Origin of the sequence: Bacteroides sp. RTP21281st1_H5_RTP21281_210402 (assembly GCF_040918965.1) — a bacterium.
Classification (GTDB): domain Bacteria; phylum Bacteroidota; class Bacteroidia; order Bacteroidales; family Bacteroidaceae; genus Bacteroides; species Bacteroides congonensis.
In genome coordinates this window covers 1-25676 of the sequence record NZ_JBCOWR010000013.1, presented here as the reverse complement: position 1 = coordinate 25676, position 25676 = coordinate 1, and the positions used below count along the sequence as shown (strand labels likewise).

General features: G+C 45.0%; 20 protein-coding genes and 1 tRNA gene. 9 read left to right on the top strand and 12 right to left on the bottom strand.

The window, feature by feature from the left end; all coding sequences use genetic code 11:
* From AB5443_RS17970 to AB5443_RS17950, 5 genes are all read right to left on the bottom strand, one after another.
* Complete coding sequence (locus tag AB5443_RS17970; protein ID WP_022137623.1) at positions 1–252, bottom strand: acyl carrier protein; 252 nt, start codon at positions 250–252, stop codon at positions 1–3.
* 20 nt (positions 253–272) lie between these two features.
* Positions 273–1496 (bottom strand): beta-ketoacyl synthase, encoded by a 1224-nt coding sequence (locus AB5443_RS17965; protein WP_277135169.1) that lies wholly within the window; start codon positions 1494–1496, stop codon positions 273–275.
* 28 nt (positions 1497–1524) lie between these two features.
* The gene (gene fabG / locus AB5443_RS17960; protein WP_277135167.1) at positions 1525–2253 is read right to left on the bottom strand and encodes a 3-oxoacyl-ACP reductase FabG; all 729 of its coding nucleotides are present in this window, start codon (positions 2251–2253) and stop codon (positions 1525–1527) included.
* A gap of 1 nt (position 2254) precedes the next feature.
* Positions 2255–3778, bottom strand: a complete 1524-nt coding sequence (gene hutH / locus AB5443_RS17955) for a histidine ammonia-lyase (protein ID WP_277135165.1) — start codon at positions 3776–3778, stop codon at positions 2255–2257.
* 207 nt (positions 3779–3985) lie between these two features.
* Positions 3986–4417, bottom strand: a complete 432-nt coding sequence (locus AB5443_RS17950) for a thioesterase family protein (protein ID WP_022137619.1) — start codon at positions 4415–4417, stop codon at positions 3986–3988.
* Between the two features lie 78 nt (positions 4418–4495).
* Between AB5443_RS17950 and AB5443_RS17945 the strand changes: the two genes are divergently transcribed.
* The 8 genes from AB5443_RS17945 to glmM all read left to right on the top strand — a co-directional run bounded on the left by AB5443_RS17945 (position 4496) and on the right by glmM (position 14150).
* Positions 4496–5059: an L-threonylcarbamoyladenylate synthase gene (locus AB5443_RS17945; protein WP_195662629.1), complete on the top strand. Its 564-nt coding sequence runs from the start codon at positions 4496–4498 to the stop codon at positions 5057–5059.
* Positions 5060–6853, top strand: coding sequence for a chloride channel protein (locus AB5443_RS17940; RefSeq protein WP_073347586.1), 1794 nt, complete (start codon positions 5060–5062; stop codon positions 6851–6853). It begins immediately after the preceding gene.
* 50 nt (positions 6854–6903) lie between these two features.
* The gene (fmt, locus tag AB5443_RS17935) at positions 6904–7872 is read left to right on the top strand and encodes a methionyl-tRNA formyltransferase (RefSeq protein WP_277135159.1); all 969 of its coding nucleotides are present in this window, start codon (positions 6904–6906) and stop codon (positions 7870–7872) included.
* Between the two features lie 65 nt (positions 7873–7937).
* Positions 7938–8588, top strand: coding sequence for a ribulose-phosphate 3-epimerase (gene rpe, locus AB5443_RS17930; protein ID WP_044655586.1), 651 nt, complete (start codon positions 7938–7940; stop codon positions 8586–8588).
* A gap of 104 nt (positions 8589–8692) precedes the next feature.
* On the top strand, positions 8693–10846 hold the full coding sequence (locus AB5443_RS17925; protein WP_277135157.1) for a ComEC/Rec2 family competence protein: 2154 nt from the start codon (positions 8693–8695) through the stop codon (positions 10844–10846).
* A 46-nt stretch (positions 10847–10892) separates the two neighbouring features.
* Positions 10893–11930 (top strand): bifunctional oligoribonuclease/PAP phosphatase NrnA, encoded by a 1038-nt coding sequence (locus AB5443_RS17920; protein ID WP_277135155.1) that lies wholly within the window; start codon positions 10893–10895, stop codon positions 11928–11930.
* 118 nt (positions 11931–12048) lie between these two features.
* The gene (locus AB5443_RS17915) at positions 12049–12720 is read left to right on the top strand and encodes a DUF4827 domain-containing protein (protein ID WP_022138313.1); all 672 of its coding nucleotides are present in this window, start codon (positions 12049–12051) and stop codon (positions 12718–12720) included.
* A gap of 38 nt (positions 12721–12758) precedes the next feature.
* Positions 12759–14150 (top strand): phosphoglucosamine mutase, encoded by a 1392-nt coding sequence (glmM, locus tag AB5443_RS17910; RefSeq protein WP_044655590.1) that lies wholly within the window; start codon positions 12759–12761, stop codon positions 14148–14150.
* Positions 14151–15157: 1007 nt separating this feature from the next.
* Here glmM and AB5443_RS17905 read toward each other — a convergent pair.
* Genes AB5443_RS17905 through AB5443_RS17890 form a run of 4 tightly spaced genes read right to left on the bottom strand, consistent with a single transcriptional unit; the run spans position 15158 to position 22319 of the window.
* Complete coding sequence (locus tag AB5443_RS17905) at positions 15158–15955, bottom strand: LytTR family DNA-binding domain-containing protein (RefSeq protein WP_277135154.1); 798 nt, start codon at positions 15953–15955, stop codon at positions 15158–15160.
* A gap of 31 nt (positions 15956–15986) precedes the next feature.
* Entirely contained in the window at positions 15987–17045 is a 1059-nt protein-coding gene (locus tag AB5443_RS17900) for a sensor histidine kinase (RefSeq protein ID WP_277135152.1), read from the bottom strand.
* 29 nt (positions 17046–17074) lie between these two features.
* Positions 17075–17974 (bottom strand): efflux RND transporter periplasmic adaptor subunit, encoded by a 900-nt coding sequence (locus tag AB5443_RS17895; protein ID WP_277135150.1) that lies wholly within the window; start codon positions 17972–17974, stop codon positions 17075–17077.
* A 19-nt stretch (positions 17975–17993) separates the two neighbouring features.
* Positions 17994–22319 carry a CusA/CzcA family heavy metal efflux RND transporter gene (locus AB5443_RS17890; RefSeq protein ID WP_368114523.1) on the bottom strand — a complete coding sequence of 1442 codons (4326 nt, stop codon included), beginning with the start codon at positions 22317–22319 and terminating at the stop codon, positions 17994–17996.
* Positions 22320–22572: 253 nt separating this feature from the next.
* Here AB5443_RS17890 and AB5443_RS17885 point away from each other — a divergent pair, with 253 nt between their 5' ends.
* Positions 22573–23115, top strand: coding sequence for a glutathione peroxidase (locus AB5443_RS17885; RefSeq protein ID WP_368114524.1), 543 nt, complete (start codon positions 22573–22575; stop codon positions 23113–23115).
* On the opposite strand, the gene AB5443_RS17880 is transcribed toward AB5443_RS17885, so the two are convergent.
* The 3 genes from AB5443_RS17880 to AB5443_RS17870 all read right to left on the bottom strand — a co-directional run bounded on the left by AB5443_RS17880 (position 23093) and on the right by AB5443_RS17870 (position 25074).
* Positions 23093–23611: an NUDIX domain-containing protein gene (locus AB5443_RS17880; RefSeq protein ID WP_368114525.1), complete on the bottom strand. Its 519-nt coding sequence runs from the start codon at positions 23609–23611 to the stop codon at positions 23093–23095. The genes AB5443_RS17885 and AB5443_RS17880 overlap by 23 nt on opposite strands.
* A 70-nt stretch (positions 23612–23681) precedes the next feature.
* On the bottom strand, positions 23682–24902 hold the full coding sequence (locus AB5443_RS17875; protein WP_368114527.1) for an S-adenosylmethionine:tRNA ribosyltransferase-isomerase: 1221 nt from the start codon (positions 24900–24902) through the stop codon (positions 23682–23684).
* 98 nt (positions 24903–25000) lie between these two features.
* A tRNA-Pro gene (locus AB5443_RS17870) sits at positions 25001–25074 on the bottom strand.
* Positions 25075–25676: the final 602 nt, after the last annotated feature.

Here is a 25676-nt window from a genome sequence, read left to right as displayed (position 1 = left end):
CTATTTTGTTTCCTGCATACGGGTAATAACAAGATTGTAGAAGTCCTGGAAGGTCTTGATACCTGCGAAATCCTGTCCGGTCACGTTAAATCCGAAATTCTTTTCTACCAGTACCACCATGTCGACCAAGTCCAGGCTGTCTAGTTCGAGAGTTTCCATCAACGGTGCATCCGGCTGGATGACGTCGATGTCTACTTCAAACTCTTCTGCCAGAGTGGTTCTTATTTTCTCGATGATTTCTTCGTTTGTCATATGGTTTCTCTTTTAATCTATTATTTATTGAATTTACGTACTATCAGAGTGGAGTTGGTTCCACCGAATCCGAAGGAGTTGGACAAGAACGTGTCGAACTCCAAGTCTACCCGTTGCGCCGGAATGTTCAACTGCGCCGAGGCTTCGTCCGGCTCCTCGAAATTGAGGTTGGGAGCGATGAAATTGTTGTTCATCATCAGGGTGGAGTAGATAACTTCGCTGGCACCCGCCATCCACATCTCATGTCCTGTCATGGACTTGGTGGAAGCTACATACGGACGGTGTCCGTCGAATACTTCCGCGATGGCTTTCGCTTCGTTCAAGTCGCCTACCGGAGTTGAAGTGGCGTGTGCATTAATATATTTGATACGTTCGAGCGCAATACCTGCATCCTTGACAGCCATTTGCAAAGAACGTCTGGGGCCGTCTACATTCGGCACGGAAATATGGTCGCCATTGGATGAAAAACCGTATCCGATCACTTCAGCCAGAATAGGCGCACCTCTTTTCACTGCCGATTCGTAGCTTTCGAGTACCAGACTAGCAGCTCCGCCGCTTGGTATCAGCCCGTCCCGTCGCTTATCGAAAGGTTTTGAAGCCTTTTTCGGTTCCGCTTCCTGAGTGGAGAAAGCGCTTAACCCGTCAAAACTACCTACAGCATACGGGTTCACTTCCTGCGCGCCGCCGCATAAGATGCAATCCTGCAATCCCGATTTGATAAGCAGATATCCCATACCGATAGCATGCGAACCGCTGGCACAGGCTCCTGCGATGGTAAAGTTGACACCTCTTAGCTTGAAAATGACAGACAGATTCATTGTCACGGTAGAGTTCATCGACTGGAAGATGGAACCGGAACCGACCAGTGCCGTATTCTTCTTTTCACGGATAATGTCCACCGCATTGATTACGGGAGCGGCACTGCTGTCGTTGCCATACAGGATACCGACTTCGTTGCTTTCGAGGAAAGCTTCATCAATGCCGGCATTGCGGAAAGCTTCTAATGTTGCGAGATAAGCATATTCTCCCTGTTCCGGCAGGCAATGACGTTTGCGCCGGTCCAGTAGCTTTTTCAGGTCGGGACGTTCCAAAATACCTGTCAGTGCGGAAAAATAACCTAGTTCTTTCCGTACCGGGTCTATCCCGATGCCCGATTTTCCATTGTATAGTGAGTCTTTTACTTCATCCAGGTTCTTGCCGATGCAAGAATAAATCCCCATTCCCGTGATAACAACTCTTTTCATTATTTTAGTCTATTCTATGCTTTTGTTTTTAAGTATATAGTCCGCCGTTGATGGAAATCACCTCTCCCGTGATGTAGGATGATGCCGGAGATGCCAGGAAACCGACCAGGTTGGCCACTTCTTCCGGAGTTCCGAAACGTCCTGCCGGGATATGCTTCTTCCATTCGTTTTCGTCAATGCCTTCTGTCATGTCCGTGCGGATAAATCCCGGAGCCACCGCGTTGACCGTCACTTTCTTCTTAGCTACTTCCTGTGCCAGCGCTTTGGTTGCGGCAATCACGCCGCCTTTGGCTGCCGAGTAATTGACCTGTCCCGGCATTCCCTGGATGCCCGACAGGGATACGATATTCACGATACGCCCGTAGCGTTTCACCAACATGTTCTTCAATAAAGGCTGTGTCACATGGAAGAAACCGTTCAGGCTGATGTCGAGCACTTTACTCCATTCTTCGCCCGTCATCCATAACATCAGGTTGTCTTTGCGGATGCCCGCATTATTGACCAGCACTTCGATATATTCGTCGGGATGCAGTGAAGACCAGTTGCCTAAAGCAACGGCAACCGCTTCGGAATCGGTGACATCGAACTTCATCAATTCGCCGTCGCTCCCTTTCTCCCGTACTAATTGCAATGTCTTTTCCGCTTCCGCGTCGTTACTCTGATAATTGATAAGTACGAAGTAGCCCATTTCCGCCAGCCTGCAACTGACGGCACGACCGATACCTCGGCTTCCACCGGTTATTAATGCGTATTTCATCTTATTTATTTTCTTTTTTGAGATAAGCTATCATGGCTTCTATCTCTTTATATTTAGGTGTGTCATTGGTGAAAACGGGGAAGAAGCTACGGATTTCATCGTAAACCTGCCGGCTTTTCGGACTAAGTTTCTTCTGTATCTTCAGATAGTCGACAGCCTGCGCCATCCCCATAAACTGAATAGCCATCACTTGATAGGAATTCTCAATAACAGTTTTTGCTAATAAGGCGGAGTTAGTACCCATGCTGACAATATCCTGATTGTCATTATTGTTGGGGATACTGTGGACATACATTGGATTCGATAGGGTCTGACACTCGGCGGTGGTGGACGTTGCCGTGAACTGGGATGCCTGCAGACCGTAATTCAGTCCCAATACTCCTAAGTTGACAAATGGCGGCAGGATGCCGTTGATGCGGTCATGGAACAAATAGTTGATTTGTCTTTCGCAAAGCATAGTCAGCTTGGTCACGGCGATTTTCAGTTTGTCCATTTCGAAGGAGATATAGTCTCCATGAAAATTGCCGCCATGATAAATATTCTGTGTTTCCGGGTCGACAATCGGATTGTCACAAGCGGAGTTTATCTCATTGATTAATACTTCTTCCGCATTCTCCAGCTCGTCATAAATAGGGCCAAGGATCTGTGGAACACAGCGCAGAGAGTAATAAGGCTGCACTTTATGTTCGAAGATTTTTTCTTTGTGTACTTGGTTATAGAGTTCGTTCTCTCTTTGGAGCACGCATTGGCTGCCACTTACCCATTCTCGCATCATAGCGGCAATTTCCCGTTGTCCGCGGTGATGTTTGGCTTCGTTCAGTGCCTGAGCCATAAAGTCATCGTAAGAGGCGGCGATTTCGTTCATCATAACGGAAGCGGCTACCGACCAACGAAGCAGTTTCCGGGCATAAATCAAGTTGACGATGCCGATTCCTGTCATTACGGAAGTCCCGTTGGTCACGGATAATCCTTCACGGATACGCATGGAGAACGGGTTCAGACCATTTTCCCGGAGTACGGTGGCGGCATCACGCAATTTTCCTTGATAGAAGACTTCTCCTTCGCCTATCAATGTCAGGGCTATATGGGCCAGTTGCACAAGGTCGCCACTGGCGCCTACGCTTCCATGTTCGGGGATAAAGGGGCATATGCCACGATTGATAAATTCGGAAAGGAGCGATACCAGTTCCATGTGTACTCCCGATTTCCCTTGCAGGAAAGTGTACAGGCGGGCAATCATAGCTGCTTTCACATAAAGTTCGGGGAGCGGTTTTCCGGCGCCGGTAGAGTGGCTTCGGATGATATTGTATTGAAGTTCAATCAATGACTGGTCTTCTATCCTGTATTGTGCCATCGGGCCGAACCCGGTATTGATACCATAAATAATCTTATCACTGGAGAAAGATTGCAGGAAATCGAAACTTTCCTCTACTTTTCGAATGCATTCTTCGGAGAGTTCCAGCTTCTCGTCTTCAAATAATAATTTATAAAGGGTATCTAAATTTATACTTTTGTCAGCTATCATTTTCTGTACTAGATATTTTATGCCTTAGTAATAAGGTGCAAAAATAGGCAATTTCTATTATATAGCGGACATGAATCAAAATAAAACTTTTCCGGAGAAGCTGGTTTTGCTTGTTTGGCACTCCATTGCAAGAGATTTGCTCCCCGGTGCCGGAGTAGTGCCTTATCGGTGCGGAGACAGTGTCTCCTCTCATGGGGAGAATTTGATTTACGCTTTCATCAAATCCCGCCCTTCATACTTGCATATCGCCTCTATCCACTCTTCCGTCAACGGCATGGACTCATGTCTTTCAAGGTCGAAAGTCACCATGACAGACTTGCAGATACATTTTATCTCGTTTGTTTCCGTATCGATTACCCGTTGAATCAGATGAAAACTTTTAGTGCCTATCTTAGAGACGGCAGTCTGCACGGCGATGTGGTCTGACGCAAAAATCTGCTTTACAAAGTCCGCTTCGATATGAACGACAACGATGCCAATCTTTTCCCAATCTACTCCCGGGCATACTGAAGCGAAGTATTCAGTCTTTCCCAAGTCGTAAAAAGAAAAGTAAACAGTGTTATTGACGTGACCGAATTTGTCTACGTCATTGAAGCGCAACTGAATAGGCAAAGTGTGGTGAAATACAATTTCTTCCATAGTTTTCACTTAATCTTTTTGAATTCGGCGCAAAAGTACTACTTTTGCGTGTTATTCTCAACAGAAATTAATCAAGAAATGATAGAAGATATTAAAAAAGCCTGTCAGGTGATGAATGAAGGAGGAGTGATTCTCTATCCCACCGATACCGTTTGGGGTATAGGCTGCGACGCGACTAACGAAGAGGCTGTACGCCGTGTATACGAGATTAAGAAACGTGCTGATAGTAAGGCTATGCTGGTACTGGTAGATACTTCTGTGAAGGTGGATTTTTATGTACAGGATGTGCCGGATGTGGCATGGGACTTGATTGAAGTTGCCGACAAGCCGTTGACGATTATATATTCCGGTGCACGCAATCTGGCTCCGAATCTGTTGGCTGAAGACGGAAGTGTGGGCATACGTGTTACCAACGAGGAATTCTCAAGACGCCTTTGCCAGCAATTCCGCAAGGCGATTGTCTCTACATCGGCGAATGTCAGCGGACAACCCGGTGCTGCGAACTTCAGCGAAATCAGTGATGAAATAAAATCGGCAGTAGACTATATCGTCAGCTTCCGTCAGGATGACAGGAGTCGGCCGAAACCCTCAAGTATTATTAAGTTGGATAAAGGTGGAGTGATTAAGATAATTCGCGAGTAAATGAAAGAGGAAAAACAGAGTTTATTACAGCGTTGCATCAAATGGCGGGAAGCCAATATAAAGGAGAAACAATTCATCCTGATATTGAGTTTCCTGGTCGGAATCTTCACAGCGTTTGCCGCTTTGATATTGAAGTTCTTCATCCATCAGATACAAAATTTCTTAACGGACAACTTCAATGCGACGGAAGCTAATTACCTGTATTTGGTATATCCGGTAGTCGGAATCTTTTTGGCAGGCTGGTTTGTACGCAATATTGTCAAAGACGACATCAGTCATGGAGTGACTAAAATTCTATATGCCATTTCCCGCAGGCAGGGACGCATCAAACGACATAATATCTGGTCGTCTACCATTGCCAGTGCGATAACCATCGGTTTCGGTGGTTCGGTCGGAGCGGAGGCGCCTATCGTTTTGACGGGGTCGGCCATTGGTTCCAATCTGGGAAGTGTATTCAAGATGGAACACCGCACGTTGATGCTGCTCGTTGGCTGTGGAGCGGCGGGCGCTATTGCCGGTATCTTTAAAGCGCCAATCGCCGGACTGGTATTTACATTGGAAGTACTGATGATTGACTTAACCATGTCTTCTCTGCTTCCTCTGCTGATTTCAGCAGTGACAGCAGCTACCGTTTCCTACATAACTACCGGTACGGAAGCTATGTTTAAATTCCATCTCGACCAGGCATTCGAGCTGGAACGTATTCCTTACGTTATTTTGCTGGGTATCTTTTGCGGACTGATTTCTCTTTACTTTACGCGTGCTATGAATTCGGTCGAAGGAGTTTTCGGTAAACTCAACAATCCCTACAAGAAACTGGCTTTCGGTGGTGTGATGTTAAGTGTACTGATTTTCCTTTTCCCCCCTCTCTACGGTGAAGGGTACGACACGATTAATCTTCTGCTGAATGGTACATCTGCCGCAGAATGGGATACGGTGATGAACAACTCTATGTTCTATGGCTATGGTAATCTGCTGTTGGTTTATTTGATGTTGATTATCCTGTTAAAGGTTTTTGCATCCAGTGCAACGAACGGTGGTGGTGGTTGTGGCGGTATCTTTGCTCCTTCACTTTATTTGGGCTGTATTGCAGGATTCGTATTTTCGAACTTTAGTAATAGCTTTGATTTCTCCGCCTATCTGCCCGAGAAGAATTTTGCTTTGATGGGAATGGCAGGGGTCATGAGCGGTGTTATGCACGCTCCGTTAACGGGAGTATTCCTGATTGCCGAACTGACCGGTGGCTACGACTTGTTCCTTCCATTGATGATTGTATCTGTAAGCTCTTACCTGACGATAATAGCGTTCGAACCTCACAGTATCTATTCCATGCGTCTGGCAAAGAGGGGACAACTGCTTACGCATCATAAGGACAAAGCCGTACTGACATTGATGAAAATGGAGAATGTGGTGGAAAAGGATTTTGTTGTCGTGCATCCCGAAATGGATTTAGGCGAATTAGTAAAAGCAATCGCTGCTTCCCACCGTAATGTATTCCCGGTGACTGATAAGAAAACGGGTGAACTGTTGGGGATTGTCCTGCTCGATGACATCCGTAACATCATGTTCCGTCAAGAACTTTATCATCGTTTCACTGTTAGTAAATTAATGACATCTGCTCCGGCCAAGATATTCAACACGGACGGAATGGAACAGGTGATGCAGACGTTTGATGACACCAAAGCCTGGAATCTCCCGGTCGTTGACGAGGAAGGACGTTACGAAGGCTTTGTCTCTAAATCGAAGATATTTAACTCATACCGGCAAGTACTGGTACATTTTTCAGAAGACTAGCCGGCAAGGTGCCGGAGCCAGGTTTCTATGCAGATAAAAGTAAGAAGATAATGAAGAAAGAAGATTTAAGAATAGTATATATGGGCACTCCCGATTTTGCGGTGGAGGCTCTGCGCCAGTTGGTAGAAGGCGGTTATAACGTTGTGGGCGTGATAACAATGCCCGATAAGCCTGCCGGACGCGGACATAAGATTCAATATTCTCCCGTTAAACAATATGCGCTTGAACAGAATTTGCCGCTGCTTCAACCGGAAAAGCTGAAGGATGAGGCTTTCGTGAAAGCATTGCGCGAATGGAAAGCGGATTTGCAGATTGTGGTTGCCTTCCGTATGTTGCCGGAAGTGGTATGGAATATGCCCCGGCTGGGCACATTCAATCTCCATGCATCTCTGCTTCCTCAATATCGTGGAGCTGCTCCCATCAACTGGGCAGTCATTAATGGTGACACGGAGACTGGTATCACTACTTTCTTCCTGAAACATGAGATAGATACCGGAGAAGTCATCCAACAAGTCCGTGTGCCTATTGCAGATACAGATAATGTGGAAGTAGTGCATGATAAATTAATGGTGTTGGGCGGAAAATTGGTTGTTGAAACGGTAGATGCCATCTTGAATGGTGAGGTAAAACCGATTCCTCAAGAAGAAATGGCTGTTATTGGCGAACTTCGCCCGGCTCCGAAGATATTCAAAGATACTTGCAGGATTGACTGGAACCAACCGGCAAAGAAGATATATGACTTTATTCGCGGACTATCACCTTATCCGGCTGCCTGGAGTGAATTAATCACTCCTGACGGAGAAACGGTAGTGGTGAAAGTCTTTGAAAGTGAAAAGATTAACGAATCGCATCAACTCTCTGTCGGGACTGTTGTGACGGATGGAAAGAAATATATGAAGGTAGCTGTACCAGATGGATTCCTGTCCATCCTTTCCTTGCAGTTTCCTGGCAAGAAACGTCTGAAAACGGATGAATTACTTCGCGGATACCGCCTGTCAGATGGATGTCAGATGAAGTAATAAAATAAATAGATAGCATGAACCGTCTCGATTTCGAGATAAATTGAACCTAAAATAGATGAATTATGAAACCGATTATCGCTCCTTCCATTCTTTCTGCCGATTTCGGATATTTGGCAAAAGATATTGAAATGGTAAACCGCAGTGAAGCGGAGTGGGTACATATTGATATTATGGACGGGGTATTTGTCCCCAATATATCATTTGGCTTTCCGGTATTGAAATACGTAGCAAAGTTAAGCAAGAAGCCATTGGATGTGCATTTGATGATTGTTAGTCCGGAGAAATTTATCCCTGAGGTGAAAGCGTTGGGGGCTCATACGATGAACGTACATTATGAAGCCTGTCCGCATTTGCATCGGGTGATTCAGCAAATCAAGGAAGCAGGGATGCAGCCTGCCGTAACAATCAATCCGGCAACTCCGGTTGCTTTGCTTCAGGATATAATTCGGGATGTATATATGGTACTTGTCATGAGCGTGAATCCGGGATTTGGCGGACAGAAATTCATAGAACATTCAGTAGAGAAAGTTCGTGAACTGCGTGCTTTGATTGAACGTACGGGCTCGAAAGCTTTGATTGAAGTGGACGGTGGCGTGAATCTGGAAACAGGTGCCCGTCTGGTTGAGGCAGGAGCCGATGCGTTAGTGGCCGGTAATGCCGTTTTTGGAGCTCCGGATCCTGAAGCTATGATTCGTCAGCTCCATGATTTGTAATTCATAGAACTTTAGTATGTCCTGTATAATATACTATTCTTCCTTGGAAGGAGAGGAGTTTCATGCATACAAACACATATAGACGGCCTAATTAATATTAATGAGTGAATAACTTTATTCATAAATATACTTATATGCGCCTGGTTATCCCCTGGATAGCAGGCGTTTTTTGTGGAGAGCGCTTTTTCAGTTGTTCGACAGAACTTATTTGGGGTATTCTAGCCTTTGGCTTTTTGTTCGCCCTGTCGTTTATCCTTTATTTCCTGGAACGTTATTCGCTGCGATGGTGTTTTGGAGTTGTTATTGCAGCCCTCTGCTTTACAGGTGGATGGTTTGGGATAATCTGTCAATTCCAACAAACAATTTATACTTTTCCACAAGGAGAAGTTGTCTATCGGGTTTTAATAACAGATACACCCCAAGCAAAAGAACGTACTTACCTCTGCCGGACACTTTTGAAAGAACATTGTGATTCTGTCGGTATCCATCCGATAGACCGGAACGCGATTCTTTATCTGAAACGGGATTCGGCAGCTGCACAACTAAAAACTGGTGATGAACTGTTAGTTTCAGCCCGTATATCTCCGCCTACAAATAATAAGAACTTTGATGAATTTGATTATGCCCGCTATTTGATGAGGAAAGGAATCTGTGGGACAGGCTATGTCGCATCCGGAAAATGGTCTATCTTATCTTCAGGCGGACACCCCCTGTATCTATCTTTGCCACCGGACGCAACGGACAATCATTATCTAAAAACGAGTGTGCTTTATCTTAGAAATATAGCCAACTCTTACCGGGAAAAGATAATCTCTCTTTATCGTGAACTCAGATTTAATGGTGACGAACTGGCTATACTTTCCGCATTGACCATAGGTGACAAAACAGAACTTAGTGAATCTATTCGTGAGAGCTATTCGGTGGCAGGCGCAAGTCATATCCTTGCTCTGTCCGGTCTGCATATCGGACTTTTATATGCCTTACTTTTCTTTGTTTTGCAACCTGTTGCCAAAAGAGGGAATGCAGGTAGATGTCTGCGTTCCCTTTTTCTCATAGTCTTATTATGGGCTTTTGCCTTCTTTACAGGATTCTCGCCATCGGTAATCCGTTCGGTTGCCATGTTTTCTATTCTGGCTCTTGCAGATATGTTTGGCCGTCAGTCTTTTTCTTTGAATACCCTGGCAGCTACCGCATGGCTTATGTTGCTTTGTAATCCGGCATGGTTGTTTGATGTGGGTTTTCAACTCTCTTTCGTAGCGGTCACCTCTATTTTACTCATTCAACAACCTATCTACCATTTGTTTACAATAAAAGGCGGAATAGGAAAATACGTTTGGGGATTGATGAGTGTGTCCATTGCCGCACAATTAGGTACTGCTCCGCTGGTTATATTTTACTTCTCCCGGTTCTCTACACATTTTCTGCTGACTAATTTAGTCGTTATTCCATTGGTTACCATTATCCTATATGTTGCTGTATTCATGCTGTTGTTCACTCCAATTTCGTGGATTCAAACCTATGTGGCAGAAGGAGTTAAAAAACTATTGGAAATCCTGAATCTTTTTGTTCGATGGGTAGAGCAACTTCCTTATTCATCTATAGACGGAATTTGGCTGTATCAGTTGGAAGTTCTCGGCATCTACGTCTCTTTGTTTCTGTTATTCTATTATTACATGAACCGACGATATAAAAACCTGATAACTTGTCTTTCTTTTATTCTTCTATTGGCTGTTTGTCATGTGGCGATGTCGTGGATAGACCGCCCGCAATCCAGTCTGGTCTTTTATAATGTGCGTGGTTGTCCGGCAGTTCATTGTATCGGAAGCGACGGGCATTCCTGGATAAACTATGCCGATACACTTCCGGATAAGCAACTCCTGAAGCGGGCGGCAACCAACTATTGGAACCACCATCATCTTCTACCACCGAAAGAAATAACTGCCGATTATAAGACTACCGCATTCTCCCGCCGGCAACAAATGCTATCTTGGCAAGGATGCCGTATCTGTATGGTGACTGACAATCGCTGGAGGAACAATTCGACTGTTTCTACGTTATATACTATTGATTATCTTTACTTATGCAAAGGTTATGACGGACATCTGGAAGAACTGACCAGACTCTTTGTTCCCGGCTGTATCATATTGGATGCCTCTCTTTCAGAATACCGCAAGAACCGTCTTGAAGATGAATGCAAACAATCCGGTTTGCGTTTTATCTCTTTATCCGAGGAAGGTTCTGTTTGCTTTTTGCTCTAAGTACAAAGATTTATCGTACATTTGCACCCTGATAAAGTAAAAGAATATGTTGACGAAAGTAATAGAACAAGCCAAAATAGACCATTTTACCAAATGGTTCGAGCGAGCTGACAAAATAGTAATTGTGTCTCATGTATCTCCTGACGGTGATGCCATCGGTTCCTCACTGGGATTATATCACTTCCTTGATTCACAGGAAAAAACAGTAAACGTAATCGTACCTAACGCTTTCCCCGATTTCCTCAAATGGATGCCGGGCAGTAAGGACATTCTTTTGTATGACCGTTACAAGGATTTTGCGGACAAGTTGATTGCCGAAGCAGATGTAATCTGCTGCCTGGACTTCAATGCATTGAAACGTATTGACGATATGGCGGATGCCGTAGCGGCTTCTCCTGCCCGCAAGATAATGATTGACCACCATTTGTATCCCGAAGAATTTTGTAGGATAACGATGTCTTACCCCAAGATATCTTCCACTTCCGAACTTATATTCCGTCTGATTTGCCGGATGGGTTACTTCGGTGATATATCTAAGGAAGGTGCCGAATGCATCTATACAGGTATGATGACAGATACCGGTGGCTTTACCTACAACTCGAACAATCGTGAGATTTATTACATCATAAGCGAACTCCTTTCCAAAGGAATTGATAAAGATGAAATCTACCGCAAAGTGTACAATACCTATTCCGAGAGCCGTTTGCGACTGATGGGATATGTATTGTCTAACATGACGGTTTACTCGGACCATAACGCCGCGTTGATAACGCTGACAAAAGCCGAGCAAAGCAAATTCAACTACATAAAAGGAGATAGCGAAGGCTTTGTCAACATCCCTCTTACCATCAAAAATGTATGTTTCTCCTGTTTTCTGCGGGAAGATACCGAGAAGCCGATGATTAAGATTTCGTTTCGTTCGGTGGGAACTTTCCCGTGCAATCAGTTGGCAGCCGAATTTTTTAACGGCGGCGGACATCTGAACGCATCCGGAGGAGAATTTTTCGGAACAATGGAAGAGGCTAAAGCAGTCTTCGAAAAAGCGCTTGAGAAATATAAACCACTACTAATAGCCAAAAGCTGAAAATGGAAGGTTAAAAGTGAATACGGAAAGGTTAAAAGATACGAACTTTCAACTATCTCCTTACAACTTTTAATGATTTTGCGATACATTTGCGGAATATAGCTATAAACAACAGATAATGAAGAAACTTTTATTTTTATTTCTCTCTTTGTTAACCGCCGGAAGTTTGTTCCAGGCATGCGACAACTCAAAGACATATGCAGAAATGCTGGAAGACGAGAAAAATGCAGTGGAGAGGTTCATCAAGGATAGTGCGATTCATGTGATTTCTGTGGAAGATTTCGAGCGGAATGATACCGTGACGAAAGCGAAAGCGAACGGAGATGCATATGATGAATTCGTTTTTTTCTCCAGTGAAGGAATATATATGCAGATAATAGACCGCGGAGATTACGATGCAGATAATAAGAATGCGTATAAATTTGAAGATCGTGACATCATCTGTACCAAGTATAAGGAGATAAATGTCGATACCCGCGAGCTTGCATCTTTTAATATTCCTACGGAAGAATATATGGATGCGGGACAATTATATGCTAATCCTGCTGTGTTTGTTTATGTGAAAAAAGAGACTTATTCAGCCGGTACATTCATCGAGATGGACTATGTATGGGCGTCTTATTACGGCAGTACCGCCGTACCGCAAGGATGGCTTTTATCATTACCTTATTTGCGTGACAACGCTCATGTGCGTCTGATTGTTCCTTCAAAGATGGGACACCAGTCCGCGCAGCAATACGTAACTCCTTACTTCTATGACATCACCGAGTTCCGTAAAGCACGAAGCTAAGACACTAACATTTAAATAAATCTTTTAGTAAAAGACCTATGACTCTAATCAAATCTATCTCTGGCATCCGCGGAACAATCGGCGGAGGCGCGGGTGAAGGACTGAATCCGCTTGACATTGTTAAATTTACCTCAGCTTATGCTACTTTGATTCGCAAGACTTGCAAAGTGCAGAGCAACAAAATTGTTGTGGGACGTGATGCCCGCATCTCAGGTGAAATGGTAAAAAACGTAGTAGTCGGCACCTTGATGGGAATGGGCTGGGATGTTGTAGACATCGACCTGGCTTCTACTCCGACCACGGAACTGGCTGTAACGATGGAAGGCGCTTGTGGCGGTATCATCCTGACAGCTTCACACAACCCGAAACAGTGGAATGCACTGAAATTACTGAATGAACATGGTGAGTTCCTCAATGCAGCCGAAGGTAATGAAGTACTTCGTATCGCCGAAGCCGAAGAATTCGACTATGCAGACGTAGACCACCTGGGTTCTTATCGCAAAGACCTTACCTACAATCAAAAACATATCGACAGCGTATTGGCTCTTGACCTGGTAGACGTTGAAGCTATCAAAAAAGCTGATTTCCGTGTAGCTATCGACTGTGTCAATTCAGTAGGTGGCATCATCCTTCCCGAACTCTTGGAACGCTTGGGTGTGAAACACGTAGAAAAACTCTACTGTGAACCTACCGGAAACTTCCAACACAACCCGGAACCCCTTGAAAAGAATCTTGGCGACATCATGAACTTGATGAAAGGTGGAAAGGCTGATGTAGCATTTGTAGTAGACCCCGACGTTGACCGCCTGGCAATGATTTGCGAAAACGGTGTAATGTACGGTGAAGAATATACACTGGTTACTGTTGCCGACTATGTACTGAAACATACTCCGGGCAACACAGTATCCAACTTGAGCTCTACCCGTGCCCTGCGTGACGTAACCCGCAAATACGGTATGGAATACAATGCTTCTGCCGTAGGCGAAGTAAACGTAGTGACGAAGATGAAGGCAACCAATGCCGTTATCGGTGGTGAAGGAAACGGTGGAGTAATCTATCCTGCCAGCCACTACGGACGTGACGCTTTGGTAGGTATTGCCTTATTCCTTAGCCACCTGGCTCACGAAGGAAAGAAAGTCAGCGAACTCCGCGCTACTTACCCGCCTTACTTCATCGCTAAGAACCGTGTAGACCTGACTCCGGAAATTGACGTAGACGCTATCCTTGCTAAGGTGAAGGAAATCTATAAAGACGAAGAAATCAACGACATCGACGGTGTGAAGATTGACTTTGCTGATAAATGGGTGCACTTGCGCAAGAGTAATACGGAACCGATTATCCGTGTATATAGCGAAGCATCTACAATGGAAGCTGCCGAAGAAATCGGGCAGAAGGTTATGGATGTGATTAATGAACTGGCGAAGAAATAACAGTCTCATTTATATCGAAATAAGAGAAAGGAGAGCTTGACAACCAGGCTCTCCTTTCTTTTATTTTTAATTTATTAGCCAGAAGAACATGTGTTCCTATATGAGCTTTATTGCTAACTTATTTCTTCTTTTATTTTTTGTTCTTCTGTCTGTAAATAGTTCATATCGATACCGAAATGAGCTAAATGATTTTTTGCAGACAGAATAATAAATTTCTTTTTAGACAGAAGAACATAAGAACAAAAGATAAAACAGTAGTAGTTTAATGACCGGCAGAAATAATTTTCCAAGCGCAGCCTTTATGTTCTTTTGTTCTTATGTCTAAATCAAATTCCCATTTAGCTCATAATAGTGCAGAAATGAGCCAAGTATTTAGCTTCATCAAGATTTAAAATGATATAATTATCTTGCACACCTACACTCTTTGCATCTATTCAATTGATACATAGAAATATAAGTATGTGCAAGATACCGTTGCAGATGCGTGCAAGATAAAAGTATCTTGCACGCTGTCTGCTGTGATTACTTAGCTATTCATTCCTGTTGACGGTAGTTCCCATTTGTTTCAAGTACTTGAAACAAAGTGTTCATAGGCTTGAAACAAAGTGTTTACTTACTTGAAACAAAGTGTTTCTCTATAGCAAACACTTTGTTTCATTACTTTGAACAAGTTATTTGATGCCTTGATTCTATAAATGACTGCATAGTTTTCGGGAATTATCAGGAACTTTTTGAAAAAGACACAGCGTGCAAGATACTTTTATCTTGCACACATCTGCAACGGCATCTTGCACACGCTTATATCTCTATGTATCAATCAAGTAGATGCAAAGAGTGTAGGCGTGCAAGATAATTATATCATTTTAAACTCTATGTAATGCAGGAACTATTATGATTTTGTTCAAAACCGTGCAGTGATGATTTGAAACTCAATGGAGTAAACTGAAGCTTTGTGATAGAACTGAAATTGGTATTGTTGAATTTAATTCCCGAAGTCAGCTTTTGATTTATAGTTTCTTAGAGAACCACTCTTTGAACTCCGCTACCCGTGCCTTGCTGACCAGAATCTTTTCCTTGATTCCGGAATAGCGTACATTGACGGACAACCGGCTGTTGAACCATAAATCAATATCTTTGATAGCTTCCCGTGAAACCAGGTATTGGCGGTTGGCGCGGAAGAAAAGGTGAGGATTGAGACAGTCGGTGAGTTCGTCCAGAGTTTGAGGAAAGTTATATTCTGTGCCGTCGTTTAGGACAGCTTTCACCTGGCAGTCTTTGATATAAAATAATTGTATCATATCTACGGAGACAGGCAGCAGTTTGTCTCCTTTTATTGGGATAAGGAAGTGCGTCTTATAGTTCTCCTGCTTTTTGAGTGAATGGAAAAGTTGCAGCAGTTCTTCTTCCTGATGTGGGGTGTGGCGCGATTGAGAGTCGGGGGTGGCGGTATGCTGCAAGTTTCCCAGTTTGGCGAGGGCACGTTCGATGTCTTCCTTGCCGATAGGTTTCAGCAAATAGTCGATACTGTTTACTTTGAAAGCCCGCAGGGCATATTCGTCATAGGCGGTGGTGAAGATAATCGGGCAGGTGATATGGGCATGATTGAATATCTCAAAAGCCGAGCCGTCCGCCAGGTGAATATCCATGAATACCAAGTCCGGCATCGGATGAGAGCCGAACCATTCGATAGTGGAACCGATACTGTCCAGTACGGCAGCAATTTCTGAGTCCGGCTTTACTTCGTTGAGCAATGAGGAAAGGTTGCGTACCGCTGCCTTTTCGTCTTCTATAATGACGGTTTTCATGGTGTCTTTTTATCTATAAATCACTGTTTTTTTATTGTGCTTCGTCAATCAGGGGAATAGAAACGGTAAATTCTTTATCCTCTGTGATTTGTATCTCTTGCTTGAATAAAAGGTGGTATCTCTTGGCAAGATTAACTAGTCCGATACCCGTTCCGGGGGTGGCAGTCCATTTGGGCTGAATGTCGTTGCTGACGGATAGGTAGCCGTTCCCGTTAGTGGTGATATGGATAGTTAGCGGTTTCCGGTTACTTATTTCATTGTGTTTTACGGCATTCTCAACCAATACCTGTACAGCCATCGGTGGAAGCCGGAAATCTTCGTATGCCTTGTCTACCTGTATGTCGAACTGCAAGTTGTTCTCAAAACGCATCTTTAACAGGAAGATATAAGCGGAAGCGAATTCCATTTCTTCGCGAAGGGTGACACTCTGTGATTCGTTGCCTTGCAGGGTATATCTCAGTACCCGGGAAAGTTCCTGGATATAATCCTGGGCTTTGTCCTGATTCTCACGTACCAATGAACGCAAAGTATTCAACGAATTGAATAGCATATGCGGGTTGAGCTGGTTTTTCAATACCTCGTATTGGTTGCGGATATTTTCCGCCTGGAGTTGCTCGTTCTCAATGAGCACCTGCTGTTGGCGGTATATCAGATGGATGATATAACAACTGCTGGTGACAAGACACGCCATGATGAAATCCCTCAATGGATGCAGGTAATGGTGTACCATCGCGTCGATAGCCGGAATGTCAAATGTCTTGTGCAGGAAGACAAAGACTTGTCCCAGCAGGTTGCTCAATATCCATGTCAGGATGAAAGAGAGGAGAATCTTTGTTCCCGTAATCTTGATAGACGACTGGTTGAAATGGAATAGCCGCGTATTGACAGCGAAGAGCAGGAGCAGAGACAGAAAAGTGAAGAGTATCTCATTGGCCACATCCATAAATTTCATTCCGGGAAATAACGAATGGCTCTCGAACCGGTCGAAAAGGGATACGGACTCCGGGAAATGGATTAGTACCGCCACAGCCACCGATATGATGACTGTGGAAAGCACATATTTGTCTTTTTCTATTGCCTTTACTATCATACTGCAAAGATAAGAGAATTTTTTAGTGATTAATCGTTTTTCTGAATATGTGCCGTGACATACATGCCCGGTCGGAATTGTGCGTTTGTCTCTTTGATAGATGAATAAACTTCGAGCGAACGGTTGGTTTCGTCTACTTTTTGTCCGATGGAGACTACCGTGCCGTTGAATGTCTGCGTTCCCATCCCGTTGACGCGGAATTGGACGGGACTGCCTGTTTGTATGTCTGCAAGGTCTTTTTCGTAAGTAGTCAGGCAGAGCATCGGGGAGCTTTTGTCAATAATCTCACAAAGAGCTTCTCCCGGATTGATGTATTTGCCTATATTCATTGCCACATTGGCTGCATAACCGCTGATGGGGGCTTTCACTTCCAGCAATGGCTGGATGCCGTTCTTCAACAGTGTCACCGGGGTGACACCCAAAAGGGAAAGTTGCGCGGCAGCGGCATCCTGGCGGCTTTTCATGGAGAGATAATCCGCCTTGCTTTGCTGGAACTTCTTTTGTGAAGCTGCCTGTTCGGCGGAAAGTGCCTTTTGACGCTCGTATTCCGCCAGAAGATATTCCGCCTGCGCGTGACTGTCAAGATAAGTCTGTTGCAGGGTAATGAATTCCGGATTTTCCAAGGTGGCAATAACTGCGTTTTTAGCTATATGTTGTCCGGGCAACAGAGAGGTGTGCTTGACTACTCCACCCATAGTCAATGCTATAGTCGCCTGTCGTTGGGGGGGAAGGACAATGCGCCCGTTGAATGAAACCTGATTCGGTTTTGAAGTCGCGGAAGTGATGGCATCCACTTCGGGTTGTTTCGCCACGGTGTCTGCCGCAACTTCCGTTGCGGAAATCACAACGGATTCGTTATCCGTAGTCTGTTGGTTGCCCTTACAAGCTGTCAAAGCAAGTAAAAGGACAGAATAAAATATCTTCTTCATCTTCATATACTGTATTTTATTATCTGAATAGTTCATACTCTAATGCGGCAATGTTATATTGGTAGACAGTCTCGATATAGCCGCAGCGAATATCCCGGGCGGTTGTTATGGACTGTATGTATTCCGCTATACCCGTTTCGCTCTGTTGCAACTGGAGATTGGCAGCCTTGGTCAACTCGTCCGCTTCTTTCAAGGCGGAAGAAGTGTAGTAGCGCAAGCTTTCGTTGTATCTGCGGAGTGAGGCTTCCAACTCAAGCACCTTGTTTCTCAATTCGCGAATATTTGCGTCTGCCTGAATCTGTGCTGAGGTAGCGGATAACCGTGCTTGCCTTACCTTGCTCTTTTGGGGCAGGAAATAGATAGGGAAGGAGACACCCACCATCCACGCACTCAGATTCTTCAACGGAAGAATATCCTGGCGGGTATATCCCACGCTGATTTCCGGAAAGAAATGGCTCCGCTCTACATGAAGCATTGCTTTCGCTTCGTCCGCCTGACTTTGAAAGTAAGCAGTGTGTGCTCCCGACAGCGTCCCGTCTGAAAGGCTGGTATAAAACAGCGATAAGGTAGAATCTGCTGGAACAATCGGTTGGTCTGAATAACAACTCCAATGGAAGCGTGCCAAAGCCATTTTCTCTTCTTCCTGTGCCTGGAACCAACGGTTGTGCAGTTCGGCAGCGATGGTTGTCATCATATTCTTTTCGAGCAGGGTGATTTCCCCCTGTTGATAACGCAGTTCACCGATATGCTGTAACTTTTCCGCCATCTTATCCTGGTCGCGGTACATCGCACAGAGGTTGGCGGCATATTGATAATAAGCCCATGCCCGTTTCACTTCTGCCGTGACTTCCTTCTCCACCATCTGACGATAGAAGGTGGTTGTTTTCACTTGTCGGTTGACTAATGCATTCTTGTAGAACGGAGTCAGCAGAGAACCCAGGCTTTGCTCGAAAGCCAGTTCCTTGTCTTTCTTGTTCTCTCCGTTGAGTTGCCCCCAGGAATAGCTGAATGAGGTAGGGGATACTTCTACAATCTCGCCACGGGTAGCTTTGGCTTGTTGAATGGCGTTTGTTGCTATTTTCAGACGTGGGTGATTCTGTTTCGCCATCTCGATAGCCTGTTCCAAAGTGACGGTTGATGCCTGTTGCGCGGAAACGAAAGAAGGAATCAGCAGGAACAGGGGAAGAAGGACGAAGAACGGCAGGTGAAACTTGACTCCCGGACGTTTCCATGTTGCCAATGAGTTCACAATCTTGTAGAACACCGGAATGATAAGCAATGTCAATACAGTGGAGATAATCAGTCCGCCGATAACGACAGTTGCCAGCGGGCGTTGCACCTCGGCACCGGCGGAAGTGGCGATAGCCATCGGGACAAATCCCAATGATGCCACCAAGCCTGTCAGGAATACGGGACGGAGCAGATGCGGAGTTCCCTTGGCGATGATTCGGTTTGTAGTCATGGGGTGAGTGTTTTGTTTACGAAGTTCGTTGAAGTGATTCACCATGAGGATGCCGTTCAGCACCGCTACGCCGAATAATGCGATGAAGCCTACACCCGCCGATATGCTGAACGGGAGTCCGCGTAGCCAAAGGGCGACAATACCGCCGATAAGCGACAACGGAACGGTGGAGAATACCATCAGTGTATAGGTGATATTCTTGAAAGCAAAGAACAGAATCAAAAGGATGAGCATCAATGCTACCGGAATGACAATGAGCAGTGTGTGAATAGCGTTCTGCAAGTTCTCGAACTGACCGCCGTATTCGAAGTAATATCCCGGTTTCAGCTTGACGTTCCTGTCCAATGTCTTTTGTATGTCCGCCACCACTTGCTGTATATCCGCGTCACGCACATTGACACCGATGACGATACGGCGTTTCGTAGCGTCGCGGTTGATTTGGAGAGGCCCGCTGACGAGGTCTATGCTCGCTACTTCTCCGACCGGAATCTGGATTCCTTCGGAAGTGCGCACAAATAATTTGTCGAGATTCAAATCCGCTACTTTCTCCTGGTCAAGACGGACGACGAGGTCGAACCTTCGTTCGTTTTCAAACACTACGCCGCTGGATTCTCCGGCATAGGCGGTTCGGATAATCGTGTTGAGTTCTTCTATGTTGATGCCGTAGCGGGCTATCTTGCTGCGGTTGTATTTTACTACGAGCTGGGGCAATCCCATTGTCTGCTCTACGATGACGTCTGACGCTCCCGGCACTTTTTCTACATAGGCGGCGGCTTCTTTTGCTTTTTCGTAGAGTTCGTGGGTGTCTTCTCCGTACAGTTTGACGGCAATGTCGGCTTTGGCTCCTGTCATCAGTTCATTAAAACGGAGCTGTATCGGTTGCGAGAAGTTGAATTCGGCACGCTCGGACAGTGGTTCGAGCGCTTCTTTCATCTTGTCCACCATTTCCGCGCGGTTTCCAGCGCTGATCCATTCTTTGAAGGGTTTCATGATAATCATCACGTCGGCGTCTTCTACTGCCATCGGGTCGGTGGGGACTTCCGCCGTTCCGATTTTGGCAACTACGTGCTTGATTTCGGGGAATTTGTCCATCAGTGCTTTTTCTGCCAGGCGTGATACCTCGATACTTTCGGTCAGCGAACTTCCGGCAGGCAATGTCATTTGCATGGCAAAGTCGCCTTCATCCAGTGTCGGGATAAATTCAGCACCCAGCCGTGTGAAGAGGAAGAGCGAGCCGATTAGTGCGGCAAAGGCTACGATGACGGTACGCCACTTGTGATGCAGACAGGAACGAAGGCAGCGTTGATATACGCTGTTCAGTTTCTCGAAGAAACGGTCGGCAAGTGTCGGTTTCACTACGATGGTATGTTTCAGGAAGAGCGATGCCATCATCGGGACATAGGTGAGTGAAAGAATCAAGGCTCCGATGATGCAGAATACAAGTGTTTTTGCCATCGGGGTGAAGTATTTCCCTTCAATTCCGTTTAGGGTGAGGATGGGGAAGAATACTATAAGGATAATCAATACGGCGAAAGTTGCCGAGCGGACTACGCCGGATGCTCCTTTTTCCACTTCTTTGTCCATCTCTTCACGGGTGAGCGTCCGTCCCCGGAACTGCTTGCCGTAGATATGGGCGAGGATACCTTCCAGTATGACGATAGAGCCGTCCACAACGATACCGAAGTCGATGGCGCCGAGGCTCATCAGGTTGGCGGTGACATTGAAAAGGCGCATCATGATAAAGGCAAAGAGCATCGCCAGCGGGATGACTGACGCGACAATCAGTCCGGCACGTACATTGCCGAGGAAGATGATAAGTACGAGGAATACGATAATCGCTCCTTCAATCAGGTTGTTGACAACGGTTGAGATATTCCGGTTCACCAGTTCCGAGCGGTTCAGATAAGGTTCGATGCTGACTCCTTCGGGCAGCAGGTGTTGTATCTTCTCCACTCTTTTTTCAAGTTCCTGGGTGACGACGTTGGCGTTAGCTCCTTTCAGCATCATCGCGATTCCGCCTACACACTCGCCTTCGCCGTCCATTGTCATGGCGCCGAAACGTTTGGGAGAGCCGAAACGGACTACGCCTACATCGCTGATATGTACCGGAATCCCGTTCCGGTTGGCTACAACGATGCGCTCGATGTCCTTCGTCCGGGTAATCATACCTTCCGACCGGATGTAATAGGCATTCTTCGCTTTTTCTATATAGCTTCCACCTGTGTTCTGGTTGTTGCTACTGAGGGCTTCGAATACTTCGCCAATGGTGATGTTCAGTGAAAAGAGCGCGTCCGGATCGACGGCGACTTCATATTGTTTCAGGTAACCGCCGAAACTGTTGATTTCTACGATACCCGGTATGCCGGACAACTGGCGTTTCACCATCCAGTCCTGAATGGTGCGGAGTTCCATAGCATCGTACTTCTCTTCGTAACCGGGGGCTACTTTCAGTATGTACTGGTAGATTTCTCCGAGTCCGGTGGTGATAGGCATCATCTCCGGTGCTCCGAGTTCGGATGGAATCTCTCCGGCAACGGTTTGTATCTGTTCGTTGATAAGCTGACGGGCATCGAGGGTAGGGACGCTTTCCTTGAATACAACGGTTACTACTGATAGTCCGAAACGACTGACGGAACGGATATCTTCTACATTCATGATGTTGCTCATCGCTAGTTCGATAGGCATGGTGATGAGCTGTTCTACCTCTTGCGGTGCGAGGGTGGGCGATACGGTCACAATCTGTACCTGGTTGTTGGTGATATCGGGCACGGCGTCGATAGGTAATGTCAACATCGCGTAGATGCCGCCGATAAGCAGGAAGAGAGTAGTGAGCCCTACAAACAGCTTCTTTTTGATTGAAAAACGTACAATGGCTGTAAACATGATTCTCTTTGTGTTATTATTTCATGTTACAAAACTACGGACTATCTACGTTCGTGATAGCCGGAAACGTTTGAAGCGGAAATATTGCGGGGCGAAGTGACGAAATGACGGCTTGGAATATATATTGTATATGGCGTAGTGATGGGGAAACCTTGGCAATATCGGACGAAATATTGGGAATAATGCGATGTGGAGCAAACATTTTTTCAGACCGGTTCGTTTAATATGAAACGAATTAAATAACGTATTGAGTATGAAATCATTTGTCTTAATGGTGGTAGCTATGGTGTGTGCGATATCTTTGGAAGCGCAGAATAAGTCTTTCTACGACTTCACTGTGCAAACGATTGACGGTAAGGAATTTCCTCTTTCGTCCTTGAAAGGAAAGAAAGTGTTGGTGGTGAATGTGGCTTCAAAGTGTGGCTTGACACCACAATATGCCAAATTGCAGGAATTGTACGAGAAGTATAAGGACAAGAACTTTGTTATTATCGGCTTTCCTGCCAATAACTTTATGGGACAGGAACCGGGAAGCAATGAGGAGATTGCCAGGTTCTGTTCACTGAACTATGATGTCACTTTCCCGATGATGGCTAAGATTTCCGTCAAAGGCAAGGAGATGGCTCCGCTTTATCAATGGCTGACGGAGAAGAAACTGAATGGAAAAGAAGACGCTCCGGTTCAGTGGAACTTCCAGAAGTTTATGATTGACGAGAACGGAAACTGGGTCGGGTTCGTCGCTCCCAAAGAGAGTCCGTTCTCGGAGAAAATCATTACTTGGATAGAGAAGGAATAAAGGATACTTTCTTCAGTTCTCCTTCGAAGTTGGGAGTGAAAATACCTTTTCCCAGATTCTCTTTTATTTCTTCTATTGTCCAGAACCGGCCGCCGTCCAATTCGTCGCTAGGGTGGATTTCACCGTCGTAGACTGTCTTATGGACGAATACAAGTTCCTTTTCACGATCGGACTCGAAAACATAATTAGTCAGAAGTTCAGGAGTAAAGTCCGTGATGCCCAGTTCTTCACGGACTTCCCGTTTAAGGGCTATCTCTACACTTTCTCCTAAATCGATATGTCCGCCCACGGCCGTATCCCATTTTCCGGGTTGGATGTCTTTCCATTCGGGACGTTTTTGCAGGTACAAGTCTCCTTTGGTATTGAAGACGTGCAGATGGACGACCGGATGAAGCAATTTGCTGCCGCTGTGGCATTCCCCGCGGGTGGCGGCTCCGGTGATATTTCCCTGTTCATCGACGACGGGGAACATTTCTTGGTTATTATCGCTTGATATCATTGTTTCTATTGTTTTCATTGGAAGGGTTATCACAGGTTATGATACTCTCGCGGTATTTGTAATATTCTTACGGTATTAATAAGGAAGAATCCCCATAACTCAGGAACCGGAAATCGTGGCTCAGGGCATAATCATAAATCGTGCGCCAGTCTCCTTTCACAAAAGCCGAAACTAACAATAATAAGGTGCTTTGCGGCTGATGGAAATTAGTAACCATTGCTTTTACTATTTTATACTGGTAGCCGGGGGCAATAATAATCTGTGTACTGGTATGAAGTGCTTCAAGCCCGTTCCTGTCGAGATAGCCCAATATCTTTTGCAACGCAACTACCGGGGGAATCTGGTCATACTTTTCATAGGGCTGCCATTGCCTGACGTGTAGTTCCTCTTCCGTGGCGTCCGGATTATCTGCCAATGTGACTCCGATATGATACAGGCTTTCGAGTGTGCGTACCGAAGTGGTTCCTACGGCAATGGCACAACCGTCATGGTCGATAAGTTTCTTGATAGTGCTCCGGTTGACAGATATATATTCCGTATGCATCTCGTGACCTTCAATCTCTTCACTCTTTACAGGTTTGAAAGTTCCTGCGCCTACGTGCAGGGTCAGTTCCTCAAGTTCTATTCCTTTCTCTTGCAGCGCATCCAGTACTCGGGAAGTGAAGTGCAGTCCGGCGGTAGGCGCGGCTACCGAACCTTTAATCTTTGAATAAACCGTCTGATAAGTTTCTTTATCGCTTTCTTCCGTCTCCCGGTTTAAATAAGGTGGGATAGGAAGTTCCCCGAATACTTCGAGAATATCAGCGAAAGTCACTTCCGGATTATCCCATGAGAAGTCTACCCAATGACTGGTTCCTCTGCTTTCTCCTCTCGTTGCGGTCAGTGTGATTGGTAATCCTTTTACCGTCATTTCCCGTTTCAAGGTTCCGTCTTTCCATTTCTTCAGGTTGCCAATCATGCAAAGCCATGCGGCATGTTCCGTTTGCTGGAAGTTCAGTACATAATCATTGGGCTGAATGGGCTCAAGGCAGAATACTTCAATCAGTGCCCCCGTTTCCTTACGGAAATGTAGCCTTGCCTGAATAACTTTTGTATTGTTGAATACCATCAAAGCACCTTTAGGCAGATACTCTGGCAAAGAGGTGAAAGTATCTTCGCTTACTTCACCGTGGCGGTACACCAGCAATTTCGACTGGTCGCGTACAGCCAGCGGGAACTTGGCAATACGTTCATCCGGCAATGGATAGTTGTATTCGCTGATATGGATATGTTTCGGGTCTTCTTTCATTGTTGTCAGGTATGTTTCTTGGTGAATATGTTCCAAATGTGTTCCATTAAAAAATGAATCAGCCACTTACTAAATTGTAAATGGCTGATTTCCAGTAGTCGGGATGACAAGATTCGAACTTGCGACCACACGCCCCCCAGACGCGTACTCTACCGGGCTGAGCTACATCCCGAATTGCGGATGCAAAAGTACGGATTAATTTTGAAATAGCAAATAATTCCTGTGAATTTTGTAGTGTACTTCCGCGGTTTATGATTATTTTTTTGATGATAAGTGAAATAAAGTACGGAATATTTTCTAAGTTTGTGTTATGAATAGTGGTTATAAATATAGGGACTTTGGCAATATTGTTTTAGATATCTGTGCTAATAGGTTGAACTTCCGTTTTATTTGAATTAGTAAACAAACTCATATTTTTCATTAAGTAGTTCGAAAAGACAATGTTTGCATAAAAACACTATTATATATTGGATAGTATATAATAAAAACTAAATGGGGAATTGCGAAACGAACTATCAATCAGTGAGTTTGTTTATGAATTAATGCAAATAAAGGGTGTGTGACTTCTTTAGTATGATACTATATTTCCTTTTTTGATATATGGTATTTTAGGAAGTTATACATTTGTAGTATAAGACTTAGTTTAGAATAGAAAGGTGTTAAATGTTAGACATTAAAAATAGAGAGACATTAGAGACAATAGTTCGTTAAAAATTCGCCACGCCTAAGCGGCTCTGGCAGTAAATAAAATGAGTTCTTTGAAAAGTTTGTCAA